Source organism: Nocardioides sp. Z21_20 (assembly GCF_059766585.1).
The window spans coordinates 1-19,593 of record NZ_JCBAJX010000006.1 but is presented as its reverse complement, the minus strand read 5'-3'; the positions used below and the strand labels follow the sequence as shown (position 1 = coordinate 19,593).

The 19,593-nt window shown below is 71.5% G+C and carries 22 protein-coding genes and 2 tRNA genes; 19 read left to right on the top strand and 5 right to left on the bottom strand.

Features of this window, described 5'->3' with window-relative positions; genetic code table 11:
• Positions 1–131: 131 nt before the first annotated feature.
• The 4 genes from AC6EH9_RS11360 to AC6EH9_RS11345 all read left to right on the top strand — a co-directional run bounded on the left by AC6EH9_RS11360 (position 132) and on the right by AC6EH9_RS11345 (position 1,328).
• Positions 132–353 (top strand): hypothetical protein, encoded by a 222-nt coding sequence (locus tag AC6EH9_RS11360; protein ID WP_498423185.1) that lies wholly within the window; start codon positions 132–134, stop codon positions 351–353.
• 99 nt (positions 354–452) lie between these two features.
• Entirely contained in the window at positions 453–776 is a 324-nt protein-coding gene (locus tag AC6EH9_RS11355) for a WhiB family transcriptional regulator (RefSeq protein WP_498423183.1), read from the top strand.
• Positions 680–1,033, top strand: a complete 354-nt coding sequence (locus AC6EH9_RS11350; RefSeq protein WP_498423517.1) for a putative WhiB-interacting protein — start codon at positions 680–682, stop codon at positions 1,031–1,033. Before AC6EH9_RS11355 ends, AC6EH9_RS11350 begins: the two co-directional genes overlap by 97 nt.
• Before the next feature lie 133 nt (positions 1,034–1,166).
• Positions 1,167–1,328 carry a hypothetical protein gene (locus AC6EH9_RS11345; RefSeq protein WP_498423181.1) on the top strand — a complete coding sequence of 54 codons (162 nt, stop codon included), beginning with the start codon at positions 1,167–1,169 and terminating at the stop codon, positions 1,326–1,328.
• Between the two features lie 17 nt (positions 1,329–1,345).
• Here AC6EH9_RS11345 and AC6EH9_RS11340 read toward each other — a convergent pair whose 3' ends face one another.
• Positions 1,346–2,254 carry a hypothetical protein gene (locus AC6EH9_RS11340; protein WP_498423179.1) on the bottom strand — a complete coding sequence of 303 codons (909 nt, stop codon included), beginning with the start codon at positions 2,252–2,254 and terminating at the stop codon, positions 1,346–1,348.
• A 193-nt stretch (positions 2,255–2,447) separates the two neighbouring features.
• Positions 2,448–2,606, bottom strand: coding sequence for a DUF5679 domain-containing protein (locus AC6EH9_RS11335; protein WP_091115022.1), 159 nt, complete (start codon positions 2,604–2,606; stop codon positions 2,448–2,450).
• A gap of 169 nt (positions 2,607–2,775) precedes the next feature.
• Between AC6EH9_RS11335 and AC6EH9_RS11330 the strand changes: the two genes are divergently transcribed.
• From AC6EH9_RS11330 to AC6EH9_RS11320, 3 genes are all read left to right on the top strand, one after another.
• Positions 2,776–3,570, top strand: coding sequence for an enoyl-CoA hydratase/isomerase family protein (locus tag AC6EH9_RS11330; protein ID WP_498423176.1), 795 nt, complete (start codon positions 2,776–2,778; stop codon positions 3,568–3,570).
• A 329-nt stretch (positions 3,571–3,899) separates the two neighbouring features.
• On the top strand, positions 3,900–4,958 hold the full coding sequence (locus AC6EH9_RS11325; RefSeq protein ID WP_498423174.1) for a PHP domain-containing protein: 1,059 nt from the start codon (positions 3,900–3,902) through the stop codon (positions 4,956–4,958).
• Between the two features lie 9 nt (positions 4,959–4,967).
• Positions 4,968–5,525 (top strand): M48 metallopeptidase family protein, encoded by a 558-nt coding sequence (locus tag AC6EH9_RS11320; protein ID WP_498423171.1) that lies wholly within the window; start codon positions 4,968–4,970, stop codon positions 5,523–5,525.
• Here AC6EH9_RS11320 and AC6EH9_RS11315 read toward each other — a convergent pair.
• Together AC6EH9_RS11315 and AC6EH9_RS11310 are read right to left on the bottom strand one after the other, a co-directional pair.
• Positions 5,438–6,082: an NUDIX hydrolase gene (locus AC6EH9_RS11315; protein WP_498423169.1), complete on the bottom strand. Its 645-nt coding sequence runs from the start codon at positions 6,080–6,082 to the stop codon at positions 5,438–5,440. The two genes, AC6EH9_RS11320 and AC6EH9_RS11315, sit on opposite strands and share 88 nt — an antisense overlap.
• Positions 6,079–7,494 carry a zinc-dependent metalloprotease gene (locus AC6EH9_RS11310; protein WP_498423168.1) on the bottom strand — a complete coding sequence of 472 codons (1,416 nt, stop codon included), beginning with the start codon at positions 7,492–7,494 and terminating at the stop codon, positions 6,079–6,081. Before AC6EH9_RS11310 ends, AC6EH9_RS11315 begins: the two co-directional genes overlap by 4 nt.
• Before the next feature lie 84 nt (positions 7,495–7,578).
• Here AC6EH9_RS11310 and AC6EH9_RS11305 point away from each other — a divergent pair, with 84 nt between their 5' ends.
• From AC6EH9_RS11305 to AC6EH9_RS11255, 11 genes are all read left to right on the top strand, one after another.
• On the top strand, positions 7,579–8,019 hold the full coding sequence (locus AC6EH9_RS11305; RefSeq protein ID WP_498423166.1) for a molybdenum cofactor biosynthesis protein MoaE: 441 nt from the start codon (positions 7,579–7,581) through the stop codon (positions 8,017–8,019).
• Positions 8,020–8,090: 71 nt separating this feature from the next.
• Positions 8,091–8,330, top strand: a complete 240-nt coding sequence (locus AC6EH9_RS11300) for a hypothetical protein (RefSeq protein WP_498423164.1) — start codon at positions 8,091–8,093, stop codon at positions 8,328–8,330.
• Between the two features lie 47 nt (positions 8,331–8,377).
• Positions 8,378–9,436, top strand: a complete 1,059-nt coding sequence (locus AC6EH9_RS11295) for a YlbL family protein (RefSeq protein WP_498423162.1) — start codon at positions 8,378–8,380, stop codon at positions 9,434–9,436.
• Complete coding sequence (locus AC6EH9_RS11290) at positions 9,437–10,084, top strand: PPA1309 family protein (protein ID WP_498423160.1); 648 nt, start codon at positions 9,437–9,439, stop codon at positions 10,082–10,084.
• Positions 10,081–13,095: a UPF0182 family membrane protein gene (locus AC6EH9_RS11285; RefSeq protein ID WP_498423158.1), complete on the top strand. Its 3,015-nt coding sequence runs from the start codon at positions 10,081–10,083 to the stop codon at positions 13,093–13,095. Before AC6EH9_RS11290 ends, AC6EH9_RS11285 begins: the two co-directional genes overlap by 4 nt.
• 62 nt (positions 13,096–13,157) lie before the next feature.
• Positions 13,158–13,231: transfer RNA gene (locus AC6EH9_RS11280), tRNA-Met, on the top strand.
• 76 nt (positions 13,232–13,307) lie between these two features.
• Positions 13,308–13,805 (top strand): hypothetical protein, encoded by a 498-nt coding sequence (locus AC6EH9_RS11275; RefSeq protein WP_498423156.1) that lies wholly within the window; start codon positions 13,308–13,310, stop codon positions 13,803–13,805.
• A gap of 98 nt (positions 13,806–13,903) precedes the next feature.
• Entirely contained in the window at positions 13,904–15,622 is a 1,719-nt protein-coding gene (locus tag AC6EH9_RS11270; RefSeq protein ID WP_498423154.1) for a phytoene desaturase family protein, read from the top strand.
• Positions 15,623–15,697: 75 nt separating this feature from the next.
• Positions 15,698–15,774, top strand: a tRNA-Met gene (locus AC6EH9_RS11265).
• Between the two features lie 126 nt (positions 15,775–15,900).
• Positions 15,901–16,911, top strand: coding sequence for an NAD(P)-dependent alcohol dehydrogenase (locus AC6EH9_RS11260; protein WP_498423152.1), 1,011 nt, complete (start codon positions 15,901–15,903; stop codon positions 16,909–16,911).
• A gap of 154 nt (positions 16,912–17,065) precedes the next feature.
• Positions 17,066–17,818: a VOC family protein gene (locus AC6EH9_RS11255; protein WP_498423150.1), complete on the top strand. Its 753-nt coding sequence runs from the start codon at positions 17,066–17,068 to the stop codon at positions 17,816–17,818.
• A gap of 109 nt (positions 17,819–17,927) precedes the next feature.
• Here AC6EH9_RS11255 and AC6EH9_RS11250 read toward each other — a convergent pair whose 3' ends face one another.
• The gene (locus tag AC6EH9_RS11250) at positions 17,928–18,995 is read right to left on the bottom strand and encodes a DUF2776 family protein (RefSeq protein ID WP_498423148.1); all 1,068 of its coding nucleotides are present in this window, start codon (positions 18,993–18,995) and stop codon (positions 17,928–17,930) included.
• A 324-nt stretch (positions 18,996–19,319) separates the two neighbouring features.
• On the opposite strand from AC6EH9_RS11250, the gene AC6EH9_RS11245 reads away from it, so the two are divergent.
• On the top strand, positions 19,320–19,593 hold a 274-nt coding region (locus AC6EH9_RS11245), incomplete at its 3' end, for a twin-arginine translocation signal domain-containing protein (protein ID WP_498423146.1).

Below are 19,593 nucleotides of genomic sequence, written 5' to 3'. Positions count from 1 at the left end.
CTTCTGCGCGAAATACCCAATAAATCGATTGCCCGTTACCGGCCCCGGCCGATAGTTTCAACCAACGCAATCACGCGCCCCCACGGTCTCGCCACGGCCGGCGCCCGATCACCCGAAGGAGGTGGCCCACGATGAGCAGCTTCGTCCACACTTCGGCGGTTCGGATCCCGAACACGTTCGGCATGCCCGCGTCCGGCCACGCCCTCATCGGTGGCCCGGCCTGCGCGTCTGCCATGAGCGCAGCCGACGCGATTGCCCGCATGCGTCGCATCGACGGCGGCGTCATTGCCGCCGGCGCCGCCACCAAGGCCAATTTCCCGGGGACACCTGCCTGGAGACCACCGAGCTGCTGAGAGCAGCACGGCACCTCCAGGCCGCGGATCCCGATGACGGGATCCGCGGCCTTTTTGATTCCCGCACACCAGCGACCAGGTCAGCAGAGGAGGTGACACATGACCATCAGCGTTCTCAACCGACCCCCGGCCAGCACGGGGCTCGGGCTCGGGCAGCTCCACGAGGCAGCCGAGCAGGTCGAGGAGGCGGGGCTTCCGTGCCGGATCAACGACCCGGAGCTCTGGTTCGCCGAGACACCCACGGACGTAGAGAGCGCCAAGGCCCTGTGCCAGGACTGTCCCGTCCGGACGCTCTGTCTCGACGGCGCCCTCGAGCGACGTGAGCCCTGGGGCGTCTGGGGCGGCGAGCTCTTCCTGCAGGGAGCAGTGATCCCGCGCAAACGGCCTCGCGGCCGCCCGCGCAAGGACGAGGCGGCCGCCTAGCGGGGACCACCCCAGACCACCCACCCGAGCAGACACGGAGAGGCCGGAGCACACCCACCATGAACACCACCCAGAACCGGAGCACTGACATGAACCACGTACTGCACGAAGAGCTGGCACGACGGCAATGGGCCGAGCGCCTGGGAGAGGCGCAGGAAGGACGGCGCGGACGGCAGGTCGCCCGCGCACACCGCCTGACCCGCAAGGCGGAGAAGGCGGCCCAGCAGGCTCGCCTCACGCTCGCCCGCGCGCTCTGAGCGGAGCCTCGGACCCACTGCACCACCTCAGCTCGACACCACCCGGAGCCGGGCGCGACACCGTTCGCGCCCGGCTTCGGGGCGTCACGGGCAACTGCGCGGGTTGTCCACCGAGGCGCGGTAGCGTGTCGAGATGCTGACCTGCGACTTCTGTGGCCGTCGCACCGAGGAGGGGGCCGCCGCGCTGACCTGGACCACGGCCATCGAGCAGGGCCGGCGCCGCACCTTCTGCGACCGCTGCTCACGCGAGCACCTGCGCGCGATCGAGGGCAAGCTCGACAGCGAGCACTGGTAGCCGCGGCTCGGGCCGGCTCAGCCGACCTCCAGCTCCTCACCCCAGCTGCAGCCGCACTGCGGGTGGCGCAGCCAGGGCTGCGGCTCGAGCCGGAGGGCCGGGGTGACGTGCACGGTCGCCGACCAGGTGAGCGGACGCCCGCCGTCGACCCAGGTCACCAGGTCGCGCACCGCCCAGGCCGTGGCGAGCGCGACCAGGCTGGGGTCGACGGGCTCGGGCACCGCGGCCTCGCGCGCCGCGACGTACTGCTCGAGCACCAGGGGATGGGCCGGGTCGCCGTCGCGCCGGTGGGCGTCGAGGCAGCGCAGGCAGGCCGTCCGGCCCGGCACGACGAACGGGCCGAGGCGGACGTGGCCCTGGACCAGGGAGACCAGCAGGTGCGCCCGGCCGCCGTGGTGCCAGGTGTCGAGCCGCTCGCGGGCCGGCTCCCCGAGCGTCAGCAGCAGCTCGGCGACCGGTGCCGCGGGAGACGGGTGCGGGCCGGGCGTCGTCCTCAGCCCGGCGAGCTCGAGCTGGCGGCGTACCTCGTCGCGCCAGGGTTGCGCCGCCTCGACGTGCACCCAGGCCGACGCCCGCTCGCGCAGCAGCCTGGCGGCGCCGAGCCCGTGCTCGGCGAACGTCGCGGCCACCGCGCGGCGCCGTTCGGGCGCGGCGGGCAGCATGGAGAGCAGCGCGTCGGCGTCGACCACCAGGCCGGCCTCGAGCAGCATCCGGCAGCACGCGCGGGCGGCCGGGGTGCTCGGGTCCCGCGCCCGAGCCTCGCGCAGCGCCTCCAGCCAGGAGCGCACCTCGGGGACGTCGGCCACCACGACCCGCCGGCCGGGCTCGATCCCCAGCTGGAGGTGGCGCCGGTCGCGTCGGGTCAGCCGCACCCCGGGGGCCAGCATCGGCCGGCCCGGCAGCGTCCACCCCAAGCGGTCCGGCACAGAGCCATCAGAAGACATGCCAGCACCCTGCCACTCCCCGCCGCCCTCCCAGCCCCCTCCTCCACACCCCCGCCGACCCGTCACTCCCTCGACCGACACGCCGCAGGAACGCCGAGGCAGTGACGGGTCGGCATGCAAACGGCGGCGCCACCCGTGATCGGGTGACGCCGCCGTGCAAGCGTGTGGGCGGTGCTCAGGCCTTGCCGAGGATCCGGTTCAGGTTGGTCGAGCACACGGGGCAGACGGCCTTCGCCATCCGGGTCCCCTTGTCGTTGACCTTGACCTCGCCTTCAGCCTCGCGCTTCTCCTTGCACTTCACGCAGTAGAACTCGCCGCTCCAGGTCTCCGCCATGACGGCCTCCTTGCCTTCGTTAACTCGGGTCGTCGCGACGGGGATGAGGGGAAGCCCGCCGGGGTCCGGAGCCGTGCGACTCGGCGAACCGTTGGGAAGCGTACGCCACGCGGGCACGCAGGCGTGGGAGGCGGGCGCGACTGCGCGGGCGCTGGCTACGCTGCGGCGCATGTCCGACTACCTGCACCTGCGCCTCGAACGCCCCTCCGAGGGAGTCGCCCTACTCGTCCTCGACCACCCCGAACGACGCAACGCGATGTCGGGGGAGATGACCTCCTCGTGGGTCCGCGCCGTCGACGAGCTCGCCGCCGACGCATCGGTGCGGGTGGTGGTGGTCACCGGCGAGGGCTCCGCATTCAGCTCCGGCGGCGACACCGGCTGGCTGGCCGGTGAGCCCGACGCCGACGTCGCGCAGCTGCGCACCCGGATGCTCGCGTTCTACCGCGCCTGGCTGTCCATCCGCCGGCTCGAGGTGCCCACGATCGCGGCGATCAACGGCCCCGCCATCGGCGCCGGGCTGTGCCTGGCCCTGGCCTGCGACCTGAGGTACGCCGCGGCGGGGGCGCGCCTGGGAGCGCCGTTCGTGCGCCTCGGCCTGCACCCGGGGATGGCCGGCACCCACCTGCTCCCCGACGTGGTCGGCCCGGCGATCGCCCGGGACCTGCTGCTCACCGGTCGCCTCGTGCAGGCCGACGAGGCGTTGCGCCTGGGCCTGGTCTCACGGGTGATCGAGGCGGAGACCTTCCGCGAGGACGTGCTGGCGAGCGCCGCCGACATTGCGGCGACCGCGCCGCTGGCCAGCCGGCTGACGAAGATCGCCCTGGCCGGCGGCGGGCACGCCGACCTGGAGAGCGCCCTGCAGTGGGAGGCGCTGGCGCAACCGGTCACGATGGCCACCGCCGACCTCCAGGAGGGCATCCGGGCGGTGCAGGAGAAGCGGCCCCCGGTCTTCCGCGGCCGCTAGCCGGCACCTCGCCGGCCCGGCGGACGGAAGAGACCCCCGGGCCGGTGAGTCCGACACTTGCCTTCCCCTTGCGAGTGTCGGACGCCGGCCCGGGGGCCTCGTCGCCACCACGCTAGAGAGGCCCGGGCACGAGGTCAACGCGGGCTTGTCCACCTCTGTGGACGAACCTGTGGAAAACATGTGCACTCGGCCGGAAAACCAGTGGAGGACGGACCCGTCGGCTGGGGACGAGTGTGGAGGAGCGAGCCGATTTCGTCGGGTGGCAACCGGCTGACCAGTCACAATGCAGGGCAGGGCCTGTGGAGGAAAACAAATGAGAGGACATCGGCGTGTCGCGTGAGGTGGTCGAGACCGCAGACGAGTACGGCGCGGGGCCGGTGGCCGCGCTGCGCCGCATCGCGTTCCTCCTCGAGCGCGGCCGCGAGGACACCTACAAGGTGAAGGCGTTCCGCTCCGCAGCCACCGCGCTCCTCCCGCTGACGGCCGAGGAGGTCGAGCAGCGCGTCGAGCAGGGCACCCTCACCGAGCTCACCGGCGTGGGCGCCAGCACCGCGAAGGTGATCGAGGCCGCGGTGCGCGGTGTGGTGCCGGAGCGGCTGGCGCGGCTCGAGGCCGAGCACGCCGGCCCGCTGACCAGCGGTGGCGCCGACCTGCGCGCGGCCCTGCGCGGGGACCTGCACTCGCACTCGGACTGGTCCGACGGGGGATCGCCGCTGGAGGAGATGGCGTTCACCGCGATGGAGCTCGGGCACGAGTACCTGGTGCTGACCGACCACTCGCCCCGGCTCACCATCGCGCACGGACTGAGCGCGGAGCGGCTGCGCCGCCAGCTCGACGTGGTCGACGCCGTGAACGACCACCTCGGTGACGGCGGCTTCACCCTGCTCAAGGGGATCGAGGTCGACATCCTCGACAACGGCGACCTCGACCAGCGCGACGAGCTGCTCGAGCGCCTTGACGTGCGGGTGGCCAGCGTGCACTCCAAGCTGGGGATGGACCCCGACGCGATGACGCGGCGGATGGTCAACGCGGTGCGCAACCCGTTCACCAACGTGCTGGGGCACTGCACCGGCCGGCTGGTGACCGGCGGACGGGGGACGCGCAAGGAGTCCCAGTTCGATGCCCGGGCCGTCTTCGAGGCCTGCGCCGAGCACGACGTCGCGGTCGAGATCAACGCCCGACCCGAGCGCCGTGACCCTCCGAGCCGGCTGATCGAGCTGGCCCGCGATCTGGGCTGCCTGTTCTCGATCGACAGCGACGCGCACGCGCCCGGACAGCTCGACTTCCAGGTCTACGGGTGCGAGCGAGCCGAGGAGCTGGGCATCGATGCGGACCGGATCGTCAACACCTGGCCAAAGAAACGCCTGCTGACCTGGGCGAACGGCTAGCGTGCACCCATGCCCGAGATCGAGATCCGTCGCTCCAAGCGGCGTCGACGCACGGTCTCGGCCTATCGCGAGGGCGACCGGATCGTCGTGCTGCTCCCCGAGAGCCTGAGCGTGGCCCAGGAACAGCAGTGGATCGACAAGATGGTCGCCCGCCTGGAGCGCTCCGAGGCGCGCCGGCGCCCCTCCGACGACTCGCTGCTGCTGCGGGCCCGTCAGCTCAGCGACCTCTACCTGGGGGGTCTGGCCCAGCCCGACTCGGTGCGCTGGGTGGCCAACCAGCGCACCCGCTGGGGCTCGTGCACGCCCGGGGACCGCTCGATCCGGCTCTCCACCCGGCTGCGCGGGATGCCGTCGTGGGTCGTCGACTACGTGCTGGTCCACGAGCTGGCTCACCTGATCGAGGCCCAGCACGACCCGGCGTTCTGGGCCTGGGTCGACCGCTACCCCAAGGCGGAGCGAGCCAAGGGCTACCTGCTGGGCTACTCCGCGGCCAACCACCTCGGGGCGGTGCCCGACGACGACGCGACGGCCACCGAGTTCGACGCCGACACGGCGTCGCTGGACTGAGCGGCGCGGCGTGCGCGGGCCAGGGCGACCAGCTCGACCAGGTCGGGCTCGGGATCGGGCAGCGCCTCGGCCGGCCACCAGCGCAGCGCCAGCGACTCCTCGCTGATCACGTGCTCGGCCTCGGCACGGGCCACCGCGAGGTAGCGCACGTCGAGGTGGTGCACCCCGCCGCGAGCCCCGCAGAACGGCACCGCGTGCTCGCTGAGCTGGACCGGCACCGGGTCGAGGTCGAGGTCGGCGATGCCAGACTCCTCGCTCGCCTCGCGCAGCGCCGCGGCCGCCAGGCTCAGGTCGCCGTCCTCGCAGTGCCCGCCGAGCTGGAACCACCGGCGCGCCTTCGCGTGCAGGGTGAGCAGCACGTGGGCGCCGTCCGCGGAGAGCACCAGCGTGCTGGCCGTCAGATGGTCCGGGTACGACGAGCGCATCAGGCCGTCGGGACGCGCCTGCAGGTGCGCGAGGTAGCGCTCGCGCAGGCGGGACTGCTCGTCGGTCGGCGGCCGCCAGCCCCGGAGCACCGCGAGGGCGTCGGCGTGCAGTCCCCGCGGGGACGTGGTCATTCCGGCTTGTCGCCCTCGAGCAGCTTCTTCAGCTCCGCGTCGAAGTCCTCCTCGGTGAGCTCCTTCGGAGCGGCGGCGTCCTCACGGAAGCCGAGCGGGTCGTCGAGGTCGGCCGCGGTCGGCAGCAGGTCGGGGTGCATCCACACGCCGTCGCGGGCCTCGGCACCCTGCCGGGTGCGCAGCGAGCCCCACAGCGTGGAGGCGTCGCGCAGCCGGCGCGGGCGCAGCTCGAGGCCGACCAGCGAGGCGAAGGTCTGCTCCGCGGGCCCGCCGGCCGCCCGCCGGCGGCGTACCGCCTCCTGCATCTTGGCGGCGGTGGGCATCCGCTCGGCCGTGGCCTGGCCGACGACCTCGTCGACCCAGCCCTCGACCAGCGCGAGGGTGACCTCGAGGCGCTGCAGCGCGGCCTCCTGGGCGGGGGAGCGGGGGATCTCGAAGAGCCCGCCCTCCATCGCCTCCATCATCGCCTGGGGGTTGCTCGGGTCGAACCCGCGCATCTGCTCCTCCAGGCGCGCCTGCATGCCCTCGACGTCGATCTCGCTGCCGCGGGCGAAGTCGGTGACCGCGCCGATCAGGTGCTCGCGCAGCCACGGCACGTGGGCGAAGAGACGCTGGTGGGCGGCCTCGCGCAGCGCCAGGTAGAGCAGCACGTCGTCGTAGCCGACGTCGAGGCCCTCGGCGAACTCCGCGATGTTGGCGGGGATCAGGGCGGCGCGACCGGTCGGGCCGAGCGGCAGGCCGATGTCGGAGGCGGTGAGGACCTCCCCGGCCAGGGCGCCGAGGCCGGAGCCCAGCTGGGTGGCGACCATCGCGCCGGTGGCCTTGCCCAGCATCCCGATCAGCGGTCCGGCCAGGGCGCGGGCCTCCTCGGGCAGCGCCTTGCCGAGCCCTTCGACGGCCGCGACCGCGATCGGCTCGACCAGGCCCTTCCAGACGTCGGTGGTGCCGACGATCCACTCGGCGCGGCTCCAGGCCGCCGTCGAGGTGACCCCGGAGGGGAAGCCGGTGGCGGCGTCGAGCCAGTGGTCGGCCAGCTGTACGGCGTCGGCGACGGCGTCGCTCTGCTTCGACGTGGGGGTGGGGTCCGGCGAGCTCGCCACGGCCTTGCGGGCCATGTCGATCGCGTGGTCCCAGTTGATCGGGCCGTCGTGGGGCTGCATCAGCGACTGGACCTGCGACATCAGCTGGTTGAGGTCGGGCATCCCGGGGATGTTCGGCATGGAGCCGCCGGCGGTGTTGGGGTTGAACCCGAAGCCGAAGCCCGGGCCGCCGGCGCCGGCCGCGCCGGAGCCGAGCGCGCCGAAGAGCTGCTCGAAGGGGGTGCCCTTGAAGGGGTTCTGACCCGCGTTCGAACCCTCGCCGGGGTCCTCGCCGGGGGCCTGGTCGGGACCGTCACCGGTGTTGTCACTCATGGGGTCCACGTTACGCGCTGCGGCAAGACGGCGAGAGGGCCCGGGCCGCACCTGGTGGGGCCCGGCCGCACTAGGGTGGCTCGGGTGAGTGCACCTGCCCCCTCCGAGACCGTCCGCCTGGTCGACCTGCGCGAGGTACCCCTCGACGTCGCCGAGGTGGTCGCCGCCCTCGACGACGACGCTGCCGGCGGCCTGACCCTGTTCGTGGGCCGGGTCCGCGACCACGACGGCGGACGCGACGTGGACGGCCTGGACTACAGCGCGCACCCGACCGCGCTGGCGCAGTTGCGCGCGGTGTGCGAGCGCGTCGCCGCCGAGTACGACGTGCACGGCGTCGTCGCGCTGCACCGGGTCGGCACGCTGGCGATCGGGGACGTGGCCGTGATCGTGGCGACCACCTCCGCGCACCGCGACGTGGCCTTCCGGGCCTCCCGGACGCTGATCGACACCCTCAAGGCCGAGGTGCCGATCTGGAAGCACCAGCGCTTCGGCGACGGCGACGACGAGTGGGTCGGCACCCCGTGACCGGGTCTCTCGGCGAGCCGGCCCGGGCGTTTCTGCCGGCCGCGCCGCCGCGGGCTGCCTAGGCTGGGCGCGTGGAGATCCTCTTCTGGCTGCTGCCCCCTGTCGTGGTGACGGTGCTGGCGATGGCCTGGGTGTCCTGGTTCGGGCGCGAGGGCCGCGGCGAGGTGGATCGCGACGTGGCGATGGCCCGGATGGCGACGGCCATGCGCAAGCCGCTGCCGGGCCGGTCGAGCACCACCCCCACCCCGGCCCGGGACCGCAGCACCGGCATCGCCGTACGGCCGTCGCGAGCCGGCGCCGAGGACCGCTGAGACTCCTGACAGCGGCCTCCTTGCCGCACAATGAGAGGCTTGGGGCCATGAGTCAGCGCACGCTAGCCGTGATCATCGCGGCGCCGTTGGTGATCGGCCTGTGGGTGTGCGCGTTCGTGATGCCTCTGCCCTACGTCACCTACCAGCCCGGCCCCACCGTCGACGTGCTCGCCGAGACCGACGGCGACGAGATCATCGAGGTCAGCGGCCACGAGAGCTACCAGAGCGACGACGGCTCCGACGGCGAGCTCAGGATGACCACGGTCGCCGTCACCCGGGTGGGTGATCGCGTTAGCCTGGTCGACGCGATGCTGGCGTGGTTCGACAAGGACGAGGCGGTCTACCCCTACGACGCCGTCTACGCCCCCGACGAGACCCCGGAGTCCTCGCGCGAGGAGTCCGCGGTGCAGATGGTGACCTCGCAGGACACCGCGATCGCCGTCGCGCTGAGCGAGCTGGGCTACGACCTGCAGCCGGCGCTGCGGGTCAGCTCGGTGAGCGAGGGGATGCCCGCCGACGGGGTGCTGCGCCCGCGCGACCTGCTGCTCGAGGTGAACGGGAAGCCGATCCGCAGCGGAGACGACGTGGTCGCTGCCGTCGAGGACGCCGGCACGAAGCCCATCGAGCTCACCATCCGCCGCGACGGGAAGGACCGCACGGTCGAGATCACCCCCCGCAAGGTCGACGGCAAGCCCCTGATCGGCATCGGGATGGGGGTCGGCTACCGCTTCCCCTTCGACGTCGAGGTGCACATCCCCGACCAGATCGGCGGCCCGAGCGCCGGGCTGATGTTCTCGCTCGCCGTCTACGACAGCCTCACCCCCGGCTCGCTGACCGGCGGGAAGAGCGTGGCGGGCACCGGGACCGTCGACGAGAAGGGGGCCGTCGGGCCGATCGGGGGCATCCAGCAGAAGATCGTCGGCGCCCGCGAGTCGGGGGCCGAGCTCTTCCTGGTCCCGCCCGAGAACTGCGAGGCCGCACTGGGCGCTCCCGCCGGGGACATGCGCCTGGTCCGAGCCGACACCATGCACGACGCACGCGTGGCCATCGAGGCCTGGGCGAAGGACCCCGACGCGGACCTGCCCACCTGTACCGAGGAGAGCTGAGTGAACGACGACCACCATCTGGGCGACGAGCGGTCCCCCCACCCGGGCGAGGCGCAGGTGGAGCACCCTCCGCCGGTCGCGGAGCCGCAGATCATCGGCCCCGACGCCGGTGGGCTCGACGTGGACCCGGCACTGGCCTCGGCCGTCCTGGAGATCGAGAGCCACATCGCCGCCGAGGGCTGGGACCAGCCGGGGCGGCTCTACGCCCTGGTCGACACCGCCGCCCTGGTGGTGGCGGAGCCGGCGCTGGCGGCCGCGATGGGGCTCGACGACTCCAGCGCGGAGGGCTCGCTGACCGCGATCGAGCAGGACCAGCTCACGCCCGGGCAGCTGCTGGAGCAGGTGCTGGAGACCATCACCTGGCCCGAGCAGGTGGCCGGCTGCGCCGCGGTGGTCGAGCGGCTCGTGCTGCCCCCGGAGATCGACGACGAGGTGCCCGAGGACGTCGTCGCCGCCCAGGAGTTCGCCCGCCAGCACCCGCTGCGCCAGGAGGTGCGGATGGTGGCCGGCGTGACCCGCGCCGGGGCGACGTACTGCGCGCTGCGGCTGCGCTCCCACGATGACGACCAGTCGGTGGTGGGCGGGGCCGATCTGGTCCCGGCACTGCTGGAGATGCTGCGCTCCACACTCGAGGAAGAGGATCGATGAGTAACATGTTCGGCGAGGGCAGGGCGCGAGCCAAGCGCCCCGCATCGACCAACCAGCCGTCCGGGCGCTCCCGGGCGCTGCTGATCACCGCGGTGGTGCTGGTCCTGGCCTTCCTGGCACTCACCGGCATCTCGTCGTTCTGGACCGAGCGGCTGTGGTTCAACTCGCTGGACTACGGCAGCGTCTTCAGCACGCTGCTGTGGACCCGGATCGGGCTCTTCCTGGTCTTCGGCGCGGTGATGGTGCTGGCGGTGGGGGCGAACCTCTACCTCGCCTACCGGTTCCGCCCGTTGTTCCGCCCGGCCTCCTCGGAGCAGTCGAGCCTGGAGCGCTACCGCGAGGCGGTGCACCCGGTCCGGATGTGGTTGCTGGTCGGCATCTCCCTGCTGATGGGCGTCTTCGCCGGCACCTCGGCGGCGGGGCAGTGGCGGGAGTTCCAGCTGTGGCGCAACGGGGGCTCGTTCGGCTCCAAGGACGCCCAGTTCGGCCGTGACATCGGCTTCTACGTCTTCGACCTGCCCTGGCTGCACTTCCTGGTCGACTTCTCGATGGCGGTACTGATCGTCTCGCTGATGGCGGCGGCGGTCGTGCACTACGTCTACGGCGGCATCCGGCTGCAGGGGCGCGGCGACCGGCTCTCCCCGGCGGCCCAGGTCCAGCTCTCGGCGCTGCTGGGGCTGTTCGTGCTGGTGAAGGCTGTCGACTACTGGCTGGACCGCTTCGACCTGACCAGCGACAGCGGCGGGCTGTTCACCGGCCCCACCTACACCGACGTGCACGCCGTGCTGCCGGCAAAGAACATCCTGGCCGGGATCGCGCTGATCTGCGCGGTGCTGTTCTTCCTCAACGTGTGGCGCCGGACCTGGCTGCTGCCGTCGATGGGGCTGGCCATGCTCGTCCTGTCCGCGGTGCTGCTCGGCATGATCTGGCCGGCCATCGTCCAGCAGTTCCAGGTGGAGCCGTCGGAGGCCGACAAGGAGGAGAAGTACCTCGCCCGCAACATCGAGGCGACGCGCACGGCGTACGACATCGCCGACGCGGAGATCGAGGCGTTCTCCGGTGAGACCGACGTGACCTCGCAGACGCCGCAGGAGAAGGCCGCGCTGGCGCGCAGCGCGATCAACAGCCCGGGCATCCGGCTGGTGGACCCCCAGGTCGTGCAGCAGACCTTCGAGCAGCGCCAGCAGGTGCGTGGTTACTACTCGGTGGCCGACGTGCTCGACGTGGACCGCTACCAGATCGGCGGCCAGGAGCGCGACGTCGTGCTCGGCGTGCGCGAGCTGGACCAGGCCGGTATCACCGCCAGCAGCCAGAACTGGGCCAACCTGCACACCGTCTACACCCACGGGTACGGCGTGATCGCGGCGTTCGGCAACCAGCGTCCCGCCGACAACCAGGCCACCGTCCAGGGTGACGAGCCGGCCTGGGCCGAGGAGAACCTGCCGCCCACCGGCGAGCTGACGAACCTCACCGAGGACGGCTACGAGGGCCGGATCTACTTCGGCGAGAAGTCCCCGGAGTACTCCGTGGTCGGCAAGACCTCCGAGAACGCGAACGACATCGAGCTCGACCTGCCCGGCTCGTCGGGTGACGACATCGACCGCGCCACGACGTACGACGGGGAGGCCGGGGTCAAGATCGGCGGGTTCGCGCGCAAGCTGCTCTACGCGGTGAAGTTCGGCGAGCCCAACCTGGTGCTCTCCGGGCGGGTGCACGAGAACTCCAAGATCCTCTACGACCGCGACCCCGGGCTGATGGTCGAGAAGGTCGCGCCCTGGCTGACCGTGGACAGCGACCCGTTCCCCGCGGTCGTCGACGGCCGGGTGGTCTGGATGCTGGACGGCTACACCACCACCGACCAGTACCCGATGTCGGAGAAGGAGTCGTTCGAGGAGATGACCGACGACTCGCTGGCCGCCGAGACCGCGTTCCAGACGCTGCCGACCGACCAGATCAACTACATGCGCAACGCGGTCAAGGCGACCGTCGACGCCTATGACGGAACGGTGACGCTCTACGAGTGGGACGAGGAGGACCCGATCCTCGAGGCCTGGACCAAGGCCTTCCCCGACACCGTCCAGCCCAAGTCCGAGATCCCCGAGGCGCTGCTGGAGCACATGCGCTACCCCGAGGACCTGTTCAAGGTGCAGCGCTACCAGCTCGGGGCCTACCACGTGGACGACGCCAGCGACTTCTACGAGGCCAACGACCGCTGGGAGGTCCCCGCGGACCCGAACAACACCGCCAGCCTGCAGCCGCCCTACCGTCTCTCGGTGCCGACCGGGGCAGGGCAGGACCGGTTCTCGCTGACGTCGGTCTACACGCCGGCCAACCGCGAGAACCTCGCGGCCTTCGTCTCGGTGGACGCCGACGCGGCCGAGGAGGGCTACGGCACGATCCGGGTCAAGCGGCTCGGCGACACCAGCCAGATCTTCGGTCCCGGTCAGATCGCGAACCAGATCCAGTCCGACGACGTGGTCCGCGATGCCCTGTTCAAGTTCAACCAGGGCGACACGCGGGTGGTCAACGGCAACCTGCTGACGCTGCCGGTCGGCGAGGGCCTGCTCTACGTGCAGCCGCTCTACACGCTGCGCACCACCGGCGACGGCAACTTCCCGGTGCTGCGCTTCGTGGCGGTCTCGTTCGGCGACAACAACGTCGGCATCGGCTCCACGCTCGGTGAGGCGATCTTCGACGTCCTGCAGCTGACCGGCGACCCCGGTGACACGCCGGCGGGCGGCGGGGAGCCGGAGGCCGAGCCCCAGACCGGTGGCGGCGGTGGCGAGCCGCTCAGCGGCACGGTGGCCGAGCGGGTGCGCCAGCTGCTGACCCAGGCCGACGAGCTGTACGCCGAGGCCGACGCCGCGCTCGCGGACGGTGACCCGTCGCTGTGGGCGGAGAAGTCGCGCGACGCTCAGAAGCTGGTGGAGCAGGCGCTCGAGGAGGCCGGCGGCGAGGCCGGTCCGGCCGACGCCGAGCAGGGTGGGGGAGGCGCCGACGACGCCGGGTGACCGGGGTCACGGGGAAGCGATTTGGCTCCGCCCTGCCACTCACGTACTGTTCTACTCAGCGGCGCGGGGTGGAGCAGTTCGGTAGCTCGCTGGGCTCATAACCCAGAGGTCGCAGGTTCAAATCCTGCCCCCGCTACTAAGACTTCAGCCCCCCAGGCTCAGCCTGGGGGGCTGAAGTCATTTCGTCGTGGCTTGCCCTACAGTCACCTCCCATGAAGGTCCGGGACTCCCACGGCAGGGTGTGGCGCGTCTCGCGGCGGTGGCTGCCCTGGCGTCGGCGCGGTGAGTTCTCCGACCAGGTGGAGGGCCTGGGGTTCCTCGAGGCGGAGCCGGACGACCCGATCGGCTGCGTCCTGTGGCTGGTCGGGCTCGCGCTCGCGATCCCGACCCTGATCCTCGCCGCGATCGGCGTCACCTTCGCCCTCGTCGAGCTCCTCGCGCTGGTGGTGCTGCTCCCGTTCGCGGTGCTCGCCCGGGTGGTGTTCGGCCGGCACTGGCACGTCGAGGTGCGGCACGGGTTCGAGCGCATCTGGGAGACCGACGCCGGCGACTGGGCCGCCAGCCGGGAGGCCATCGCCGCCAACGCCGAGCTGCTGCGCCGCGACGAGCATCCCGCCCAGCGCCAGGTCCCGGTGCAGCCGCCGCAGGCGCCGCGGCCGCGGCCGGCCGGTCCAGGCGGTCGGCACGCCCGTCGCGACGAGGGCACGTGAACGACGAGGCCGCGAGGTCGCCCGGGCGCAGGGTGATGGTCGGCACCGAGTTAACTGGAGTCCGACTCCAGATGTCTTCTCCCGAAAGCGATGCCGCCATGACGCAGACCCCGCCACGGCCGACGCCCAGCCCCGAGGCGGCCGACCATTCGGCCGCGGAGCCGGACCCGGCGACCTGGGATGCCGTGGTGGTGGGGGCGGGGCCCGGTGGCCTCACCTGCGCCGCGTACCTGGCCGCCGCCGGCAAGCGGGTCCTGGTGCTGGAGGCCAACCAGGTGGTCGGCGGCAGCACCCAGGTCTTCCGCCGGGCGGGCAACAAGTTCGAGTTCGACGTCGGCACCCACTACGTCGGCGAGTGCGGCCCCGGCGGCCGGATGCAGACCGCGCTCTCCGGGCTGGCGCTGACCGAGCGGATCAAGTGGCTGCGCCAGCGCCCGGAGGGTCACTGCCAGATCATGATCCCGGGCACCACGTTCCAGACGCCGACCGGCTGGGACACCTACCTGGAGCGCCTGGTCGCGGCGTTCCCCGAGGAGGAGGCGGGTCTGCGCCGGTGCGTGCGGATCATGCGCACCATCGCCACCCACGAGCACCCGCGCCGGCGTCCGCTCGCCCTGCTGCGCTGGGGCGTGCGGCCGATCACGACGCTGATGGCGGCGTGCGGGCTCAGCGCCGACGCCCAGGCGGTGATCCTGGCGGAGAACGGCGACTACACCTGGCCGCCGCACCGCACGCCCACCGCCATGCACGCCGGCTTCCTGCACCACTACCTCCAGGCCGGCGCCTACTACCCGCGGGGCGGGGGACAGGTGATCGGCGCGCACCTGACCGACGTCGTGCAGACCCACGGCGGGAAGGTCCGCACCAAGGCCCGGGTCGAGCGGATCCTGATCGAGGACGGGCGCGCGGTCGGCGTACGCCTGCGCGGCGGTGAGGAGATCCGCGCCGAGGCGGTGGTCTCCGCGGCGGACTTCAAGAAGACCTGGGCCGAGCTCGTCGGCGCGGAGCACCTGACCCGCCGGCTGCGGCGCAGGCTGGAGCGCCTGGAGATGACGCTGCCGATGTTCGCGGTCTACGTCGCGCTCGACGTCGACCTGCGTGAGCGCGACACCCCGCCGCTGGCCTGGGTGTGGCCCACCAACGACGTCGACGGCTACTACCGCGAGGTGGCCGCGGGGCGCTGCCCCGAGCGGATGCCGGTGGGCATCAGCTGCCCCACCGCCAAGGACCCCGAGGGCACGCACTCGGCGCCGCCGGGATACTCGACGCTCGAGCTGGTGAGCTGGGCGCCCAAGGACCACGCGTTCTGGAACGTCGAGACCAGCCCCGCCGACGGCGGCTACGGCCGCGACGAGCGCTACCTGCAGCTCAAGGAGGAGCTCACCCAGCGGGTGCTCGACACCGCCGAGCTGATGATCCCCGACCTGCGCGAGCGGATGGTCTTCTGCGAGGCGTCCACGCCGATCACCCAGGAGCGCTTCACGCTCACCAGCGACGGCTCCTGCTACGGCATCGCCCCGCTGCTGAGGAACCTCGGCCCGTTCCGGCCGCGCGTCACCACCCACATCCCGGGCCTGTTCCTGGCCGGCGGCAGCACCGAGCACATGTTCGGCATCAACGCCACCATCTGGGGCGGGATGGGCACCGCCGGAGCCGTGCTCGGGCGCGACCTCGTCCAGGAGGTGCGCGAGGGCGCCGTGCTCGTGGACGAGGCCCGCCTGACCCCGCTCACCGACGACTTCGACCCGCTGCTCGCCTCCAAGCCCGGCTCGGTCATCCGCCGGCCGGCACGGCGCCGACCCCGGGCGACCGCCTGAGCGACGTCGTCCGCCCGCCGCGGTGGGGCTGGTGTGACCTCTGGGGGCGGGGGAGGGTAACCTCGTCCTCAGCGACGCGGGGTGGAGCAGTTCGGTAGCTCGCTGGGCTCATAACCCAGAGGTCGCAGGTTCAAATCCTGCCCCCGCTACCAAGAGATTCGAATAGATTCGCACCTTGGCCCCTACGTCTTGTGGGGGCCAACGTGCATTTCTGGGCCTATCTGGTGTCCGGCCGAGCTTTTCCCACGGCCTCGAGGCGGGTCCACTACGGTCCGACCATGAGAGCGATCGTCCAGAGCGGCTACGGATCCGTCGACCGTCTCAGCCTGAGCGATGTCCCCCGTCCTGTGCCGGTCGAGGACGAGGTGTTGGTCCGGGTGCGGGCAGCCTCCGTGCATCCGGATGTGTGGCACGTCGTGGCTGGCCGGCCGGCGGTGCTCCGGCTCATGGGATCCGGGATCAGGCGCCCCCGGGTGCGAGTGCCCGGGACCGACGTCGCCGGGGTGGTGGAGTCCGTCGGCAACGCGGTGACCAGGTTCGCGCCGGGTGACGAGGTGTTCGGGGAGACCCTTCGCGGTATGCAGTGGAGCAACGGCGGTGCATTCGCCGAGTACGCCACTGCCCCCGAGGAAGGGGTGGTGCTCAAGCCTTCCGGCGTCAGCTTCGAGGAGGCGGCCGCGGTGCCGACCGCCGGGCTCATCGCTCTGAACAACCTGCCGCAACGCCGCGTGCCCTCCGGGTCGCGAGTCCTGGTCAACGGTGCCGCGGGAGGCGTCGGCGCGATCGCCGTACAGCTCGCCAAGGCGTACGGCGCGCAGGTCACCGGTGTCGATCACACGCGCAAGCTCCCACTCGTGCGGTCCCTGGGCGCGGACCGAGTCATCGACTACACGTCAGAGGACTTCACGCGCAGCGGTGAGCAGTGGGACCTCATCTTCGACGTGCCCGGCAACCACTCCTTCGGGGCGATACGCCGTGCACTGGACCCGCGAGGGCAATACGTCCTGATCGGGCACGACGCATTCGGCGCGACCGGGCACCGCTGGCTCGGCAGCATCCCGCGCCTCCTGGGACTCATGGTGCGCTCGGCTGTGTCCCCCCAGCTACGCGGCGGGTCCTTCGCGTCACCGGACAAGCGGCAGTTGCTGGGCACGCTTGCAAGCCTCATGGAGACGGGACACGTGCGCGTCGTGGTCGACTCGACCTTTCCCCTGGACCAGGTGCCAGAGGCGATGCGCCACCTCATGTCCGGCCAGCCGCTAGGACGGGTCGTCGTCCGCATCGACTGAAGCACTGCCGGGTCAACTGGGTCATCGGGGAGGGTCCAGCCTCACGCGGACGGTGGACGTGGCTGACCTGTGCCACCGGACCGATGGCCGGCTCCCACGGCGCGCTCCGCTCGCCACCGCTCCGGCGCCCGCTTCGCCTACCCGCAGGTAACTGGTGGATCGCACGCACCAGGTGAAGGGGAATCTCCAGTTACCCGAAGGTCACTGGGCGGGGGTTACCGGCGCCGGCCAGGCGCGCGGATCTGCACCTCGCGCAGCCGTAGCGTCCTCAGCGACCTGCGTCGTCTTCAAGTCGCTGCGGGGCAGCACGGGAGGACTGGTACTGGTACTGGCACTGGCTGCTGCAGCACTTCCTCATCGACGGCCACCACAAGGTCGAGGCGGCGGCCAGGTCCGGACAAGCGGTCCGGCTCCTGACGTTCGTCGACGAGGCCATCAGCATGGCCGACCCCGCAGAGCTGGCCCGGATGGTCGAGGTGCGAGGCGCCGCTCGCCTATCGCCGTCCGTGACCTGGACGCGACGATCGCCTTCTTCACCGACCTCGGGCTGAGCCTCCTGGGCCGGGACACGGTGAGCGGTGAGTGGGCCGACACCGCCGTCGGCCTGGACGGCAACCACGTCAAGATCGCCATGCTCCAGACGCCGGATGGCCACGGCCGCCTCGAGCTCTTCGAGTACCTCCACCCCGAAGCGATCGAGACGGAGCCGACCCGGCCCCACGAGATCGGCATGCACCGGGTCGCCTTCTCGGTCGACGACCTCGACGAGGCGCTCGCGATCGCCGCCAGGCACGGCTGTCACCCGCTACGCGGCGTGGCGACGTACGGCGACGTCTACCGGCTCACCTACGTCCGTGGCCCCAGCGGCATCATCGTGATGCTCGCCGAGGAGCTGAACAAAGGCTGACCGCTGACCCGTTATTCGCGGTGAGGCGATCTGCTGCGAGGAATTGGAATTCTCCCTATTTGAATTCGCACCACGCCGCGGTCGCATTTCGCGCCGCCGCGCACGGAACTCAGGAATCCGAGCCCGAGGTGCCGCTCTCCAGGATGCTGACGATCGAATAGAGCGTGAAGCAGACGGCGCCGAGCCCTACGAGCACCCGGGCGGCGATGAAGACGTTGGTGTCGGTGACCGCGGCCTGGAACACGAACGCGGCCAGGAACAGGCACGAGAGCGCGGTGGCGATCGGGATCAGCGGCACCCGGTTGGCGAGGGCGAACGTGCGGCGCCAGACCAGAGCGAGGAGGCCGACCTTGCTGAGGATGCTGAAGCAGATCAGCCCCAGTCCGATCAGCACGAAGCCGGGGGTGCGGTAGTAGGGCTCGCTGTCCAGCACCCGCACCACCACCCCCCAGACCAGCGCGGTCGTCCCCATCGCGATCACCAGTCCCGGCCACAGGAGCCGCTCGCGTGGGCCGTAGGTGTCGTTGATCTGGCGCAGGATGCTCAGCACCAGCCCGATCAGGCTGGTACAGATCATCGCGAGCCCGGAGACGACGTGGCCCACCGTGAAGCGCGCAGGCGAGACCGGCAGCGCCAGGTTGGTGATCGCGACGCCCCAGGTCACCAGTGCGAGGACGACGGGGATGGCCGCCAGCACCAGCATCCCCGAGCGTGGGAAGGCTCCCGCCGGCGGCGTCCGGTCGCCCACGGGCCGGCTCGAGTTCGCGGGGATCAGCGAGAACCTCGTGGAGACCGTCGCGACGGTCGAGACGCAGCCGCTGATCAGGGCGATCCCGAGGATCACGTGCCCGGCCACGTAGTGGTCGTTCACACCCGCCCCGGACTCGCCCGCGAACAGTGACACGCCGTAGGCCGCGGTGAGGACGGCGGTGAGGTAGCCGAGCGCCGGGTACAAGACGCGGTCGACCGCGTTGAAGCGCCCGATCAGCTGGCGGATGATCGTCGCGGCGGTGCAGAACAGGCACAGGCAGATCGCGCCGAGCGCCGTCAGCACCCGCCCGGCGACGAAGTTCCCCGGCGCGTCGCCCGCGCTCGCGACGTACAGGCCGAGGCCGACGCAGACGGCCATCATCGCCAGCGGGATGGCCCGGAAGATGACGCTCACGACATAGTTCACGACGTTCCTTCCCGAGACGAAGGGTCCTGGGGAGAGTGTAGGCCAGTGTGACGTGGATCTCGTTCAGGTGCGCGTCTCGGCTCGTGCGACACGTCGTCTTCGTTACCCAAGCGAGATCGGATCGTCGACGCCGGATTGCTGACGTCGCGCGTTGTGAATTCTTGACGAATCGCCACCGGCGAAATGCCCAAGTAAGGCAGACCTGCGAGAGCCCCGTCACGGTTCGCTTGGTCCTTTAGTCCCTGCCGCAACCCTTGCAAGAATTCGTACGGTGAGGCGACTTCGGAATTCGGAGTCCCCCCCCGAACCCTGCCAGGAGTGGCTATGCCGTCATTTCCCCCCATCGTCGCCGAGACATTGGAGACGTCCGTACGACGGCGGAACTTCGTCAAGTGGAGTGCCGCGGCCGGGGGAGCGGCGGCCGTCACCGGTGGAGCCGGGTACGGCCTGCTGCCGATGAGCGCCGCGGGTGAGAGCGACACGGCGGGTAGCGAGCAGAAGATCGTGTGGAGCGCGTGCATGGTCAACTGCGGCAGCCGGTGCCCGCTGCGCCTGGTCGTCGAGGACGGCCGGATCGTCCGGGTGCTGTCCGACGACA

Excerpts from the sequence above, each read along its gene's own strand:
- AC6EH9_RS11360 (WP_498423185.1), top strand. The coding sequence starts at position 132 with ATGAGCAGCTTCGTCCACACTTCGGCGGTTCGGATCCCGAACACGTTC.
- AC6EH9_RS11355 (WP_498423183.1), top strand. The coding sequence starts at position 453 with ATGACCATCAGCGTTCTCAACCGACCCCCGGCCAGCACGGGGCTCGGG.
- AC6EH9_RS11345 (WP_498423181.1), top strand. The coding sequence starts at position 1,167 with ATGCTGACCTGCGACTTCTGTGGCCGTCGCACCGAGGAGGGGGCCGCC.
- AC6EH9_RS11335 (WP_091115022.1), bottom strand. The coding sequence starts at position 2,606 with ATGGCGGAGACCTGGAGCGGCGAGTTCTACTGCGTGAAGTGCAAGGAG.
- AC6EH9_RS11330 (WP_498423176.1), top strand. The coding sequence starts at position 2,776 with ATGTCCGACTACCTGCACCTGCGCCTCGAACGCCCCTCCGAGGGAGTC.
- AC6EH9_RS11320 (WP_498423171.1), top strand. The coding sequence starts at position 4,968 with ATGCCCGAGATCGAGATCCGTCGCTCCAAGCGGCGTCGACGCACGGTC.
- AC6EH9_RS11315 (WP_498423169.1), bottom strand. The coding sequence starts at position 6,082 with ATGACCACGTCCCCGCGGGGACTGCACGCCGACGCCCTCGCGGTGCTC.
- AC6EH9_RS11310 (WP_498423168.1), bottom strand. The coding sequence starts at position 7,494 with ATGAGTGACAACACCGGTGACGGTCCCGACCAGGCCCCCGGCGAGGAC.
- AC6EH9_RS11295 (WP_498423162.1), top strand. The coding sequence starts at position 8,378 with ATGAGTCAGCGCACGCTAGCCGTGATCATCGCGGCGCCGTTGGTGATC.
- AC6EH9_RS11285 (WP_498423158.1), top strand. The coding sequence starts at position 10,081 with ATGAGTAACATGTTCGGCGAGGGCAGGGCGCGAGCCAAGCGCCCCGCA.
- AC6EH9_RS11275 (WP_498423156.1), top strand. The coding sequence starts at position 13,308 with ATGAAGGTCCGGGACTCCCACGGCAGGGTGTGGCGCGTCTCGCGGCGG.
- AC6EH9_RS11270 (WP_498423154.1), top strand. The coding sequence starts at position 13,904 with ATGACGCAGACCCCGCCACGGCCGACGCCCAGCCCCGAGGCGGCCGAC.
- AC6EH9_RS11260 (WP_498423152.1), top strand. The coding sequence starts at position 15,901 with ATGAGAGCGATCGTCCAGAGCGGCTACGGATCCGTCGACCGTCTCAGC.